Origin of the sequence: Streptomyces sp. NBC_00209 (assembly GCF_045206345.1) — a bacterium.
In the GTDB taxonomy this organism is placed as follows: Bacteria; Actinomycetota; Actinomycetes; order Streptomycetales; family Streptomycetaceae; genus Streptomyces.
Genome location: NZ_CP108121.1, coordinates 3,126,389 through 3,139,187 on the forward strand (window position 1 = coordinate 3,126,389; position 12,799 = coordinate 3,139,187).

18 protein-coding genes are annotated in these 12,799 nt (G+C 70.9%); 10 read left to right on the forward strand and 8 right to left on the reverse strand.

The window, feature by feature from the left end:
- Positions 1-55: 55 nt before the first annotated feature.
- The 3 genes from murQ (at position 56) to OG867_RS14005 (ending at position 4,475) form a co-directional block, all read left to right on the forward strand.
- Positions 56-1,012 (forward strand): N-acetylmuramic acid 6-phosphate etherase, encoded by a 957-nt coding sequence (gene murQ / locus OG867_RS13995; protein WP_328901467.1) that lies wholly within the window; start codon positions 56-58, stop codon positions 1,010-1,012.
- 44 nt (positions 1,013-1,056) lie between these two features.
- Entirely contained in the window at positions 1,057-2,583 is a 1,527-nt protein-coding gene (locus OG867_RS14000) for a PTS transporter subunit EIIC (RefSeq protein ID WP_328901466.1), read from the forward strand.
- 329 nt (positions 2,584-2,912) lie between these two features.
- Entirely contained in the window at positions 2,913-4,475 is a 1,563-nt protein-coding gene (locus OG867_RS14005) for an FG-GAP repeat domain-containing protein (protein ID WP_406285510.1), read from the forward strand.
- A 59-nt stretch (positions 4,476-4,534) separates the two neighbouring features.
- Here OG867_RS14005 and OG867_RS14010 read toward each other — a convergent pair whose 3' ends face one another.
- From OG867_RS14010 to OG867_RS14020, 3 genes are all read right to left on the reverse strand, one after another.
- Positions 4,535-5,140: a Uma2 family endonuclease gene (locus OG867_RS14010; protein ID WP_328901464.1), complete on the reverse strand. Its 606-nt coding sequence runs from the start codon at positions 5,138-5,140 to the stop codon at positions 4,535-4,537.
- 119 nt (positions 5,141-5,259) lie between these two features.
- Positions 5,260-6,141 carry a DMT family transporter gene (locus OG867_RS14015; RefSeq protein ID WP_406285513.1) on the reverse strand — a complete coding sequence of 294 codons (882 nt, stop codon included), beginning with the start codon at positions 6,139-6,141 and terminating at the stop codon, positions 5,260-5,262.
- A 10-nt stretch (positions 6,142-6,151) separates the two neighbouring features.
- Complete coding sequence (locus tag OG867_RS14020) at positions 6,152-6,946, reverse strand: hypothetical protein (RefSeq protein ID WP_406285515.1); 795 nt, start codon at positions 6,944-6,946, stop codon at positions 6,152-6,154.
- On the opposite strand from OG867_RS14020, the gene OG867_RS14025 reads away from it, so the two are divergent.
- A complete protein-coding gene (locus OG867_RS14025) occupies positions 6,938-7,117 on the forward strand; it encodes a hypothetical protein (protein ID WP_406285517.1) in 180 nt (59 codons plus the stop codon). The genes OG867_RS14020 and OG867_RS14025 overlap by 9 nt on opposite strands.
- Before the next feature lie 8 nt (positions 7,118-7,125).
- On the opposite strand, the gene OG867_RS14030 is transcribed toward OG867_RS14025, so the two are convergent.
- Genes OG867_RS14030 through OG867_RS14045 form a run of 4 tightly spaced genes read right to left on the reverse strand, consistent with a single transcriptional unit; the run spans position 7,126 to position 8,818 of the window.
- Positions 7,126-7,953: an inositol monophosphatase family protein gene (locus OG867_RS14030; protein ID WP_406285520.1), complete on the reverse strand. Its 828-nt coding sequence runs from the start codon at positions 7,951-7,953 to the stop codon at positions 7,126-7,128.
- Between the two features lie 9 nt (positions 7,954-7,962).
- Positions 7,963-8,349 carry a HEAT repeat domain-containing protein gene (locus OG867_RS14035; RefSeq protein ID WP_328901462.1) on the reverse strand — a complete coding sequence of 129 codons (387 nt, stop codon included), beginning with the start codon at positions 8,347-8,349 and terminating at the stop codon, positions 7,963-7,965.
- On the reverse strand, positions 8,346-8,585 hold the full coding sequence (locus OG867_RS14040) for a hypothetical protein (RefSeq protein ID WP_328901461.1): 240 nt from the start codon (positions 8,583-8,585) through the stop codon (positions 8,346-8,348). The genes OG867_RS14035 and OG867_RS14040 overlap by 4 nt, the downstream gene beginning before the upstream one ends.
- Positions 8,582-8,818: a hypothetical protein gene (locus OG867_RS14045; protein WP_328901460.1), complete on the reverse strand. Its 237-nt coding sequence runs from the start codon at positions 8,816-8,818 to the stop codon at positions 8,582-8,584. The genes OG867_RS14040 and OG867_RS14045 overlap by 4 nt, the downstream gene beginning before the upstream one ends.
- A gap of 113 nt (positions 8,819-8,931) precedes the next feature.
- Between OG867_RS14045 and OG867_RS14050 the strand changes: the two genes are divergently transcribed.
- From OG867_RS14050 to OG867_RS14070, 5 genes are all read left to right on the forward strand, one after another.
- On the forward strand, positions 8,932-9,774 hold the full coding sequence (locus OG867_RS14050; protein ID WP_406285523.1) for a Scr1 family TA system antitoxin-like transcriptional regulator: 843 nt from the start codon (positions 8,932-8,934) through the stop codon (positions 9,772-9,774).
- Positions 9,755-10,021 carry a DUF397 domain-containing protein gene (locus OG867_RS14055; RefSeq protein ID WP_406285525.1) on the forward strand — a complete coding sequence of 89 codons (267 nt, stop codon included), beginning with the start codon at positions 9,755-9,757 and terminating at the stop codon, positions 10,019-10,021. The genes OG867_RS14050 and OG867_RS14055 overlap by 20 nt, the downstream gene beginning before the upstream one ends.
- A gap of 187 nt (positions 10,022-10,208) precedes the next feature.
- Positions 10,209-10,574 carry a MerR family transcriptional regulator gene (locus tag OG867_RS14060; RefSeq protein ID WP_406285527.1) on the forward strand — a complete coding sequence of 122 codons (366 nt, stop codon included), beginning with the start codon at positions 10,209-10,211 and terminating at the stop codon, positions 10,572-10,574.
- Between the two features lie 46 nt (positions 10,575-10,620).
- Positions 10,621-11,637 carry an NADPH:quinone oxidoreductase family protein gene (locus OG867_RS14065; RefSeq protein ID WP_406285530.1) on the forward strand — a complete coding sequence of 339 codons (1,017 nt, stop codon included), beginning with the start codon at positions 10,621-10,623 and terminating at the stop codon, positions 11,635-11,637.
- Between the two features lie 71 nt (positions 11,638-11,708).
- Entirely contained in the window at positions 11,709-12,350 is a 642-nt protein-coding gene (locus tag OG867_RS14070; RefSeq protein WP_406285532.1) for a maleylpyruvate isomerase N-terminal domain-containing protein, read from the forward strand.
- 19 nt (positions 12,351-12,369) lie between these two features.
- Here the strand turns inward: OG867_RS14070 and OG867_RS14075 are convergent, their stop codons facing one another.
- Positions 12,370-12,492 carry a hypothetical protein gene (locus OG867_RS14075; RefSeq protein WP_406285534.1) on the reverse strand — a complete coding sequence of 41 codons (123 nt, stop codon included), beginning with the start codon at positions 12,490-12,492 and terminating at the stop codon, positions 12,370-12,372.
- Here OG867_RS14075 and OG867_RS14080 point away from each other — a divergent pair.
- Positions 12,491-12,643, forward strand: a complete 153-nt coding sequence (locus OG867_RS14080; protein ID WP_406285536.1) for a hypothetical protein — start codon at positions 12,491-12,493, stop codon at positions 12,641-12,643. The two genes, OG867_RS14075 and OG867_RS14080, sit on opposite strands and share 2 nt — an antisense overlap.
- The last annotated feature ends 156 nt before the right edge of the window (positions 12,644-12,799 follow it).

Sequence of the window (12,799 nt, forward strand, 5' to 3'; positions counted from 1 at the left end):
CGCCCCGCATCCGCCCCGCACCCGCACGCCGTACGAGAAAGCAGAGCCGCCCTCCATGACCTCCCTGACCGACGCCACCCCCGACGGCTACGGCGAGCTGCGCGCCGAGCTCGCGACCCTCACCACCGAGGCGTTCCGCCCGGAGCTCGCCGAGATCGACCGGCTGGCCACCGCGGAGATCGCCCGGATCATGAACGGCGAGGACCAGACCGTCCCAGCCGCCGTCGCCGAGCGGCTGCCCGAGATCGCCGCCGCGATCGACGCCACCGCCGAGCGCATGGCCCGCGGCGGACGGCTGATCTACGCGGGCGCGGGCACCGCGGGACGGCTGGGCGTGCTGGACGCCAGCGAGTGCCCGCCCACGTTCAACACGGACCCGGCGGACGTCGTCGGCCTGATCGCGGGCGGCCCGTCCGCCATGGTCACCGCCGTCGAGGGCGCGGAGGACAGCAAGGAGCTGGCCGCCGCCGACCTGGAGGCGCTGGAGCTCACCGCCGACGACACGGTGGTCGGCATCTCCGCCTCGGGCCGTACGCCGTACGCGATCGGGGCCGTGGAGCACGCCCGGGCGAAGGGCGCCCTGACTCTCGGCCTGTCGTGCAACGCGGCCTCCGCGCTGGGCGCCGCCGCCGAGCACCCCCTTGAGGTCGTCGTCGGCCCCGAGCTGCTGACCGGCTCCACCCGGCTCAAGGCGGGCACGGCCCAGAAGCTCGTGCTCAACATGATCTCGACCATCACGATGATCCGCCTCGGCAAGACGTACGGGAACCTCATGGTCGACGTGCGTGCCTCCAACGAGAAGCTGCGGGCCCGCTCCCGGCGCATCGTCGCGCTGGCCACCGGCGCGTCCGACGAGGAGATCGAGGCGGCGCTCGCCGCCACGGACGGCGAGGTGAAGAACGCCATCCTGACGATCCTCGGCCAGGTCGACGGCCCCACGGCCGCCACGCTCCTCACCGAGTCGCGCGGCCATCTCCGCGCCGCGCTCGCCGCCGCCCCCCGCACCACCTGACCCACCCCGCACCACGTCCCCCGCACAGCAAGGCACCACGCACCATGGCTACAGAAGACAAGAACCGCGCCACTGCCGCCGCGATCCTTCCGCTCGTCGGTGGCGCCGCGAACGTCCGCTCCATCGCCCACTGCATGACCCGGCTCCGGCTCGGGCTGCACGACCGTTCGCTCGTCCAGGACGACGCGCTGAAGGCCGTCCCCGCGGTCATGGGCGTGGTCGAGGACGACACGTACCAGATCGTCCTCGGTCCCGGTACGGTCGCCCGCGTCACGCCGGAGTTCGAGAAGCTGGTCGAGGAGGGCAAGGCCGAGGCTCCCGCCCCGGCCGACGCCGCCCCGCTCACGGCGGAGGAGCTGGCCGCGCAGGGCGCCGAGATGAGGGCGGCCCGCAAGGCGAAGAACGCGACGCCGTTCAAGCTGTTCCTGCGCAAGATCGCCAACATCTTCGTGCCGCTGATCCCGGCCCTGATCGGCTGCGGCATCATCGCCGGGCTCAACGGCCTGCTGGTCAACCTCGAATGGCTGCCGTCGGTCACCCCGGCACTCGCCGCGATGGCCTCCGGCTTCATGGCGCTGATCGCGGTCTTCGTCGGCTACAACACGGCGAAGGAGTTCGGCGGCACGCCGATCCTGGGCGGTGCGGTCGCGGCGATCATCGTCTTCCCGGGCGTCGCGAACATCGAGGCGTTCGGCCAGAAGCTCTCCCCCGGCCAGGGCGGCGTCCTCGGCGCCCTCGGCGCGGCGGTCCTCGCGGTGTACGTGGAGAAGTGGTGCCGCCGCTGGGTGCCGGAGGCGCTGGACGTGCTGGTCACGCCGACGCTGACGGTCCTCATCTCCGGCCTGGTCACGATCTTCGGCCTGATGTACGTGGCCGGTGAGGTCTCCACCGCGATCGGCGACTTCGCCAACTGGCTGCTCTCCAACGGCGGCGCGGGCGCGGGCCTGATCCTGGGCGGCTTCTTCCTCCCGCTCGTCATGCTCGGCCTGCACCAGGCGCTGATCCCGATCCACACCACGCTGATCGAGCAGCAGGGCTACACGGTCCTGCTCCCGATCCTCGCCATGGCCGGTGCGGGCCAGGTCGGCGCGGCCATCGCCACGTACTTCCGCCTCCCGCGCAACGAGTCGATCCGCAAGACCATCAAGTCCGCCCTGCCCGCCGGTTTCCTCGGCGTCGGCGAACCCCTGATCTACGGTGTCTCGCTGCCGCTGGGCCGCCCGTTCATCACGGCCTGCGTGGGCGGTGCCTTCGGCGGCGCGTTCGTCGGCTTCTTCAACCAGCTGGGCGACGCGGTCGGCTCCACCGCGATCGGCCCCTCCGGCTGGGCCCTGTTCCCCCTGCTCGACGGCAACCACGGCCTGGGCGCGACGATCGCGATCTACGCGGGCGGCCTCGTGGTCGGCTACCTCGCGGGCTTCCTGGCGACGTACTTCTTCGGCTTCAGCAAGGAACTCCTGGCGGAGTTCAACGTGAGCCAGGAGGAGGACGCCGCCCCGGCGACGACGGCCACCCCGACCCCGGACCCGGCCACGCCGTCCGAAACGGCGAAGGCGCCGGCGGCGGTCTGAGACACGCGCGGAACGAAGCGGCGGCACCCTTCACCAAGGGGGGCCGCCGCTTCGTCGTCACGGCTCGGTTCTTGCCGGCACCGAGGGAGATGGCCGAAAATTTGCACCGCAGATGGCTGAAAATCGCCCCCTCCAACGGGGGCCGACGCGGGTCGATGTGAACACCAGCTGATTCAAGCCTGAATCACTCCCGTCCCACTGGTGACACCCATACGCGGAGAATCCCTGGGGGGACATTGTCTTCCGCTACACCCGGCCGTTTCGGTCCCGCACGCGCGAAGCGCGCGAGACGCATCTCGGCCTGCACCGCACTCGTTCTCTCCGCCGGCATGCTGCTGGCGGCTCCGGCCTCGGCCGACGACGCCTCCAAGGGCTCCGGCGGCCCCGAGACGCCGGCCACTACGAAGCCGCGCCTGGACCTGAACGGCAACGGCGACAACGACCTCATCTACCGAGGCGTGGACGGCGGCCTGTACGTCAAGACGGGCCCGAACACCCCGGACTACCCGTTCCGGATCCCCGCCACCGACCAGCGGGAGATGCACAAGGACATCATCGCGATGGGCGACCTCAACGCCGACGGCCCGCCCGAGATCGTCACGCTGTCCGCGAGCGGCACGCTCACGCTGTACCCGAGCGCGGGCGAGGAGCGCACCTCCCCCGCCACATGGTCCAGTGACGGCTGGCAGAAGTACAACAAGATCCTCTCCCCCGGCGACCTGACCGGTGACGGCCGCAACGACCTGCTCGCGCGCACGCCCTCCGGCGACGTCTACCTCCACGCCTCCACCGGCGCCATCAAGGGCGAGCCCTTCGCGCCCCCGGTCAAGGTGGCCTCCGGCTGGGAGACGTACGACCAGATCGTCGGCCTCAACGACAGCAACGGTGACGGGTTCGGCGATGTCGTCACCCGCACCACGGGTGGCGACCTGTACTTCCTCGCGGGCACCGGCGACGCGGCGAAGCCCTTCAAGGCGCCCGACAAGATCGGCTACGGCTTCCAGATCTACAACCAGCTCGTGGGTGTAGACGACCTCAACGGAGACGGCCACGGCGACCTCATGGGCCGCAAGCCGAACGGCGACACGTACGTCTACCGGTCCACCGGTCAGGGCAGCTTCCGCGCGCGTGCCGCCGATGCCTTCGGCTGGCAGAAGGCCGCCCTGTTCGTCGGCCAGGGCGGAAACCCCGACTTCGGCAAGCACGAGACCGTGGGCATCACCGACGATGGCCGTTCGTGGTGGTACGACTCCAGGAACAACGGGCAGTTCAACACCCGCATGTTCCACAGCGCCGCCCAGCCCGGGCTGATGAGGCTCGTCTCCTCCCTCGACGCCGACGGCCGGGCCGAAGAACTCCGGGTCCAGGACGGTCGGCTGACCATCGGGGACCACTCCTTCGGTACCGGCTGGGGCGTCTACGACGATCTCATCGGGCCGGGCGACCTGAGCGGTGACGGCAAGGGTGACCTGCTGGCCCGCGACGCCAAGGGCGACCTGTACCTGTATCCGGGCAACGGCCTCACCGAGTTCGGTGCCAAGATCAAGGTCGGCTACGGCTACGGCACGTACCGCCACATCGTCGGCGCCGGCGACCTCACCGATGACGGCAGGACCGATGTGGTGGCCGTCGCCAAGGACGGCACGCTGTACCTGTACGCGGGCACGGGCGAGGCGTCCGCACCGCTGAAGGCGCGCGTGAAGATCGGCTACGGCTTCGACATCTACGCCAAGTTCGCCGCGCCCGGCGACATCAACGGGGACGGCAGGGCCGACCTGATCGGCGTCAACGGCTACGGCGACCTGTACCGCTACACGTCCACCGGGACCGGCACGATCAGCAAGCGCGTACAGATCGGCTACGGCTTCGACATCTACAACGGCCTGTACTGATCACTGCGCCGCCGGCGCCCTCCTCGCGGATCCGCGGGAGGGCGCCTTCGTCGTAGACCTCAGACCGGAAAGCCGTCCGTGGGCAGCGCGACGTCGAAGGGCGCGGGAAGCGCGAGCGGCTTACCGAACGGCACCGCGTCGGAGTGCTTGTACGTGCCGTGCTCGCCCGGCTCCGTGAACAGGGTGGCCAGGGCGCCCCGGGTGTCGAACCGGTCGATCAGCAGGTACATCGGCACCCCGGCCCGGGCGTAGGCCCGGTACTTCTTCGTACGGTCCTCGCGGGCGTTGCCCTTCGAGGTGATCTCCACGACGAGGAGGGCTTCGGAGGCGTCCATGGGGGCGCTGACGTCGGGGTCGGCGGCGTCGATCAGCTCGGACGGCATGACCACGAGGTCGGGGACGTACAGCTTGTCGAGCGGGGCGACGTGCACGCCCAGCGTCTGGTAGATCTCCAGTTCGTCAGGCAGATTCCCGTAGAGACAGCGCTGCACCTTGGCGGCGATCCCGTTGTGATGTGCATGCGGCGGCGGTACCAAGACGATCTGCCCCTCGTCGATCTCGGCGCGCCACCCCTCGGGCACGTCCAGTTCCTGCCAGGTGCGCAGGAGGTAGTCCCACTGGCGGCCTTCAGGGTCCTGCTGGGGTTCGACCATCGCGGCGGTCATCGCGGGTCCCTTCTCCGAAGCCTGTCCGAGGGAGCGTAGATCGGCGGTTTCACGGCGCGAGGCCGCTTTCCTCAGCGTCCCACGTTCGTGTGAGCGACGCACCGAGCGCCGCACGCTCCTCAGCGCCCCGAGGGAACGGGCTCCGACGGCCGTTCCCTCCGCACCGTCACCAGCGTGATCCCCGCGCAGCACGCCGCCAGCAGCAGGAGTTCGGCGGGGGACGGGGCCGACGCGCTGCCCAGCGCCCAGTCACCGAGCCGGACGGTGAACGGAACGGCCAGTTGTACGGCAGCCGTGAAGACGGGGCCCCGGAGCAGGATCAGCCGGTGCTGTACGAGGTAGGCGGGCGCGTACACAGCGGCGCCCAGCACGACGATCCCGCCCGTCGCGGCGAGCCCCGGCGGATGCGCGATCAGCCCGGGAAGCGACATCGGGAGCAGCAGGCAGGTGGCCGCCGCGAGCAGCACCGGCAGCACGGCGAGCGGCGGCAGCCCCGACAGCCGCTGCCGGTAGAGAAACCCGTACACCGCGAAGGCGACCGTAGCCGCCGCCACCAGCAGGAGACCCACCCCGTCGAGGTCCCCCGCGTCCGCGCCCAGCGCCGCGTACCCGGCGGCCGCCGCGCAGGCCAGCACGGCGCCACCGGCCCGGCGCGGCCCCGACCGCTCGCCGAAGAACAGCGCACCGACGGCCACCGAGGCGCACGGCATCAGCGCGACCACGAGGTTGGTGAGCGAGGTCCCGATGCGCGGGATGGCGAGCAGCGTGCCGGCGGCGTACCCGGCGAAGCCGAGAAGTCCCAGCAGCCACACGGTCCCCGGCCGCCCCGCCGTACGCCGCAGATCGGCCCGTCCGCTCGCGGACGACGCGGCGACGACGGTCAGGACCAGACAGCACACGGCCGTCCGCCCGACCGCCACGGTCAGCGGTTCCGTACCGGTGACCAGGGCCCCGGAGAGCAGCCAGGTCCCGGCGAGCAGCAGGACGAGAACGATCGGCATGGCGGTCCCGTCACCGGTCCAGCGTCGCGGCGTGCAGCGTCACGTTGCCGTCACCGGCCGCGCTGTGCGAGGTCCCGACCTGGTAGGTGATGGTCAGGGTGGCCTGCGGCGAGGCCGCTGCGAACCTCAGCTCGGCCGTCCCGTACGCGCTGCCCGACGCGGCGTCGAAGGTGCCCCGCCATACGGGCGCGGAGCCGTCGCTGAGGGTCGCCGTCAGCTCTCCCTCCGCGCTCCAGGCGCCGAGGTGGATCCGCAACCGCCGCGCGGGATCGCCGAGCCCGATGGTGGCGAGTTCACCGATCGACGGCGAGGCGACGGCCTTGCGGTCGGCTTCACCGACGGCGGTCCGCCCCCAGTGCACCCAGTCGATGCCGCCCCGCGCCGTGAGGTCCACGTTCCCCGGACGCTGGATGCTCTCGGCGGGGTGGACGACGCCTTCGAGGTTGATGGGCTGGTCGCCCACCACGAAGTCGGCGTGCGCCGGATCGATGGTCTCCGCGAGGGTGTAGACGGACGTGCCCGCATAGGTGCTGGTGGGCAGGGACGAGCCGGTGTCCAGGATGTGCTGCCAGCGGGCGCGCTCCGCGCGGTCGACGCCAAGCACCCGGGAGGTCTCGATCAAGGTGCGGTGGACTGTTCGGATGTAGCCGAGGTCGAGTCCGGAGTTGAAGTCGTCCCAGCCCTCGTGGGAGCCGCTGTGCTCCACGACGTAGCGGGAGGCCACCGCGTCCCACGTCATGTAGTCGTCCCAGAAAGCGGCCAGTTCCTTGAACGCAGGGTACAACTCCTTCCGCAGGTGAGCCACTTCCCGGTCCTGCTCGACCCGCTGCGCGACCGGCTCGCCGGCCTCTGCCTGTTCCCGGTCGACGTGGTGGCCTCCGGGCTCGGCGATCGCTCGGTCGCGACGGGTGCGGTACGTCTGGCTCTCGACGCGCTGGAGCGGCGGCTGTTCGAGGTGCCGACCCGGACGGCCTGACGTTCGACTCAGCCTTGGGCGGGGGTACGCGCCAGAGTCATCAACACCCCATGCGTCTCCCGGTCCGCAGCCACGATGAGTCCGCCCGCCCCCTCGTCCACCGGCAGCCCGTCGATCCCCGTCACCACGCAGCCCGCCGCCTCGCACAGCGCGATGCCCGCCGCGAAGTGGACGCTGTCCAGGCGGAGGCCGGGCCCGCCGTCCGTGACGTACGCGGCACGGCGCCCCGCCGCCACCCACGCCACGGCCACCGTGCTGGAGACGACGCGCGGGCGGAACCCGGCGACGAACTCCGGCGCGGCCATGACCTCCACCGCCCGGAACCCCGGCGCGTGCGGAAACGGCGGGTCCAGGTTCAGGTCCACCAGCCGGGAGCCCGCCGAGGGTATGAGGCGGTCGTCCCGCCCGTCCGCCCCCCGGACCCACGCCCCTGCCCCGTCCGTCCAGAAGACCTCCCCGCTGAACGGGTCGGCGGAGGCGGCCGCCGTGATGCGGGAGGACGAGGCGTCCCGGAGCGCGACGTTCACCGCGACGAGCATGCTGCCCACCGCGTAGTTGAGCGTCCCGCACAGCGGGTCGACCAGCCACCGCCGCCCCGCCCCGGCCGCCCCGGTCGCCCCGCTCTCCTCACCCGTCACCGCGTCCTCGGGCCGGGCCGCGCGCAGCACGTCGAGGACGGCCTCCTCCGCCGCGAGGTCGGCGGCCGTGGCGAAGTCACCGCCGCCCTTCTCGTACCGCGCCAGCGACGCCCCGTACATCTCGCGTACGACGGCCGCACCGGCGGACGCGGCCCGGAGGGCCACCAGCGCATCGCTTTCCATGTCCATGGTCACCATCTCCGCAGGCTAACTCCGGCCCCTCACCCACACCATGAGCTCCGCAGCCGCCCGCCGGACCTCCTCATCCGGGTCCCAGGCAAGCGCCGCGCAGGCCGCCGCGAGGTCCGGCGCCTCCGCGTCCAGCACCCCGGTCTCCAACCAGTCCGCCTGCCCCTCGTCCGCCCCGGCCACCGCGCGGGCCAGCACCCGCACCGCCGCCACCGACCCCACCCGGGCCAGCGCCTCCGCCGTCCGCCGGGTCACCGCCGTGTCCTCGGCGTCCAGCACCAGCCGTACCAACGCCTCCGCGACCTCCGGCACCTCCGCGAAGGCCGCGAGGTCCCGCCCCGCACGCGCCCGCCGCTCCCACGAGGGAGACGACGCCGCGACCAAGCCCGCCTCCCACGCGCTCACCTCGGCAACTGTCCTTCCCGGTTGATCTCCGTCACCCGCGCCCGCAGCACCGCCCCGGGCGGCGCCTGCCGTACGGAGTCGGCGGGGCAGTCCCACACCACCCCGCCCCCCGGCGGCCGCAGCCGCACGTACGGCCCGACGCGTCCCAGCACCCGCCCGATCCGCCCGTCCCGCACGTCCACCGCGAACGACCCCGGTTCCGGCGTACACGCCTCCAGACTCTCCCCGCCCGTCACGAGGCCGCCGCCTTCTCGTCCAGCACCCGGCTGAGCTGCTGCGCCGCCGCGAGGTTGCACCGCCCCAGGTCCACCAGGACCGCCGGGTCGTCGCCCGCACACGAGGCCGCGTCGATCCGCAGCGAGGGCAGCTTCACCCCGGCCCGCGCGAAGCCCTCCCTCAGCAACGCCACCACCTCCTCCGCCTCCCGAATCTTCGCCACTGCCGCTCTGCGCCGTTCCGTTGTCGTCATGATCCATTCCTTCCACGCTGAGTAATGACGATGCATACCCAGAGTGGTGATTCTCTCGCTAGCCTGAAAGAGGCGCAGGCCCAACAAACTCACGTGTGTAACAGGGAGTTGTCATGCCAGGTCCCAAAAAGCTCGACCCCTCGTCCTCCCCCCGAGCCCTCCTGGGCGCCGAACTCCGCCATCGAAGAGAGCGCTCAGACCTCTCCCAGTCCGAGCTGGGCGAACTGCTGTACGTCAGCGGCTCGTTCATCGGCCATCTGGAGAACGGCTCCCGGAGCATGCAGATGGACCAGGCGATCAAGCTTGACGAGTTCCTGAACGCGGATGGCTTCTTCGAGCGCAACTGTGCGGCTTTGGAGAAGTCGAAGTACCCGGATCATTTCGTGGAAGCGGCGGAGGCAGAGGCGCGGGCGACCGAGATCAAGGAGTACGCGCCGCAGCTCATCCCGGGCCTGTTGCAGACGGAGGCGTACGCGCGGGCGGTGTTCTGGGAGTACCACCCCACGGCCGTCGAGAGTGTGATCGACGAACTGGTGGCAGCCCGTCTGGAGCGGGCACAGCTCCTCGCAGATCCAACTGTGCCCTTGTTGTGGGCCGTGCTGGACGAATCGGTGTTACGTCGACGGGTGGGCGGCCCGGACGTCATGGCAGCCGCACTCCGCCACATCGCGGGCCTAATAAGGCGGCATCGGATCATCGTGCAAGTACTGCCATTCGACGCAGGCGCGCACATGGCACTGGAAGGCCCTCTCAAACTGATGGCCTTCCCCGACGCGCCCCCACTCGCCTACCTGCAGGCCCTGGGCACAGGGCAGTTGCAAGACGATCCGGCAACGGTCAAGCAGTACGAACTGACCTACGATCTGGTCGTGGCCAGCGCGCTCTCACCGACAGCGTCCCTGGCGTTGATCGAGTCGGTGGCGGAGGATTACGAACATGAAGCACAACAGTTCTAACTACGACCTGTCCACGGTCATCTGGCACAAGTCGAGCTACAGCGGCCCGAGCGGCGGGGACTGCGTAGAGGTCGCCACCTGGCGCAAGTCCACGTACAGCGGCGGCAGCGGCGGCGACTGCCTCGAAGTCCTCGACGGCATCCCGGACGTCGTCCCCGTCCGCGACTCCAAGATGACCGACGGCCCGGCCGTCATGTTCGCAACGACCGCCTGGCAGCAGTTCGTCACCGACCTCAAGCACGTCTGACGCGGCGAGAGCCGAACGCCGGTACCACTGACGGCCACGGTGGTACCGGCTCCTTGACCTCAAGCTCGCTTGAGGCAACACGACCTGCGCCCGCTCGCCCCGCTGGTGCGCCGCATCCTGGCCGACCAGACCCGTACGCGACTGGTCGGCCGGAAGAACCCGGGGCCTCCTGGGCGTTGGTGCCTGTATGAAGATCGGTGAGGCTTCCAGAGTCAGCGGTGTGAGTGCGCGGTCGTTACGGCACTACGAGGACGAGGGCCTGATCGTCCCCGGCCGTTTCAGCAACGGATTCCGTGACTACTGCCAGACGACCGTCGACCGGGTGCTCGTCATCCGCTCGCTGCTGGAGTCCGGGCTGCCCGTGCGGCTGATCAGGGAAGCCCTGCCCGGCCTCACCGAGGGCTCCGATGCCGGCACCGACGTGGTGTGCGCGGAGTTCCTCCGCGAGGTGCAGAGCCATCGCGATCGGCTCGCCGCCCGCATCGCCGTGCTCAGCGGTCAGCAGGCGGCACTCGACGCCTACCTGCGAGACGCCCGTCGTACTGATCTCTGACGGCCGCTTGACCTTGACGCAAGTGTCAGGTTTCTACGTTCGGTGCATGGGAAACAACGAGCGGCGGAACACCGTAGAACCGACCGTACGAGCACTGGTCCAGCAGTCGCGGCGGGGGCCGAGGGACCTGACTCTCACGACCGATCGGCGCCGCCCCGCCCCGGGGCCCGGCGAGTACCTGATCCGCGTCGGCGCCGCCGGGGTCAACTTCGCTGATGTCATGCAGACCCACGGCACCTACGCAGGGGGTCCGCAGGCTCCCTACGTGGCGGGTTTCGAGGCCGCCGGCGAGATCGTGGGGGTCGGTCCGGACGTCGGGACTCCGCTGCGGCTCGGCACACACGTGGTCGGGGCCGGACCGGGCGCCTTCGCGCAGTACATGACGATGCCCGCCGCGGGTGTGCTTCCCGTGCCGTCCGGCTGGAGCGACGCCGAAGCCCTCGGCCTGGTGCTGAACTGGGCCACGGCCTTGGCGGCACTGAGGCCGCTCGGCGGGATCAGGGCGGGTGAGGTGGTCCTCGTTCATGCCGCGGCCGGAGGTGTGGGGCAGGCCGCCGTCCGCCTGGCCCGCCACTACGGCGCACGCGTGATCGCCACGGCCTCACCGGAGAAGCACCGCACCGTCGAGGCGCTCGGCGCCGACGAGGTCCTGGACGGTCGACGCCCCGATCTGGCCGAGGAGATCACCCGCCTGACCGGCGGTGTCGATCTCGTCCTGGAATCGGTGGGACGGGCCACGTTCAGGACCAGCCTGTCCGTCGCCAAACCCTTCGCCGGACGCGTCGTCGTCTTCGGCGCCGCGTCCGGCGACGCCACCCTCACCACCCACGACCTGGTCTTCACCCACCAGGTCCAGGTCAAGGGCCTGCACATCGGCGCACTGGCGGTCGCGGCCCCTTCCCTCTACCGGTCGTTGCTCGCCGAGCTCGAAGACCTCATCGCCCACGGTGTCTACCCGCCCGGTACCCCCCACGTGCATCCCCTGGCCGAGGGCCCGGCGGTTCTTCGGCAACTCGAAACGGGCCGCACCCAGGGCAAGGTGGCCCTCGACCCCTGGCTCTAGCGCGATGCCGTCGAACGACCGACAGGCGGACAGCTCGGCCGCTGTGGTCTTCGCATGGGCAGGATGCCCGCATGACTACGGAGACACGCAAGGCGTACCTACTGGCCGCTGAACAGGCTGTGCAACTCCTCGCCACCGAAGGGGTGGCGAGGAGTTGGGATGAGGAGTCCGTGCTGCCGGGGATGTCGGTGGGCGGACTCGCCGGACACCTCGCACGCAGCGTTCTGCAGGTCGAGTGGTTCCTCGATGGCGAGGTGGTCGGCGCGGAACCGGTCTCCCCGGTGCACTACTACGCCAGGCTCGTGGGCACGTCCGTTCCCGACTCCGCGCTGAACGTCGGCGTGCGGGCGCGGAGCGAGGAAACGGCCGCCGCCGGTCCCGCCGCCGTTGCGGAGCAGGCGCACGCCGCGTGGCAACGGTTGGCGGACCGGCTGGGCAGGGAGCCGGCGGACCGGCGGGTTTCCGTCCTCCACAGGCCGGGAGAGGAGATGCTGCTCGACGGCTACCTCCAGACCCGCTGCGTCGAACTGGCGGTTCACCTGCATGACTTGGCCCTGAGCGTGGGCGCTCGTTGCTCGGCGCACGAGGCCGCCCTGGCCATCGCGGTCGACGTACTCGTCGCGGCTGCCCGCGAACGGCATGGCGATCAAGCCGTCTTGCACGCGCTGGCCAGGCGCGAACGCGACGCCGGCCAGGCCCTGCGCGTCCTGTAGGCGGTCTCACGGATCGTGCTCAGCGCGCGCCGGTCCGCCGGGCCCGGCCGGTGGCGGTGCGGACGTCACCGGTGCCGGGCAGGCCGTGGCCGGGCAGGAGCAGGGTCGCCCCGGTGAGCGGGGACGATGAACCGCTCACCATGGCCGAGCGCCCTCAGCTCCAGGCCGTCCTGGCCACGCGCGACGCCCGCACCAGGCTCCGCCTGTACGCCGCCGCCTACGAGGACTGGCTGACGGGCATGCTCGCCTCGGCCCTTCCGGGGCTCAAGCCCCGAGCTTCGAGCGCTCTTTGAGTGGAATGGTTGGGAGGGCCTTTACCCGCCCACCCGCCCCGTTACCCGCAAGGGTTCACTTTTCGCGATCGAGTTGCGACGGACGGTAGGGACGTTCTAGCTTCAGCGAGGACATAGACCTTGAAGACGGCCCCCGCCGGTGTTGCCACACCGCCA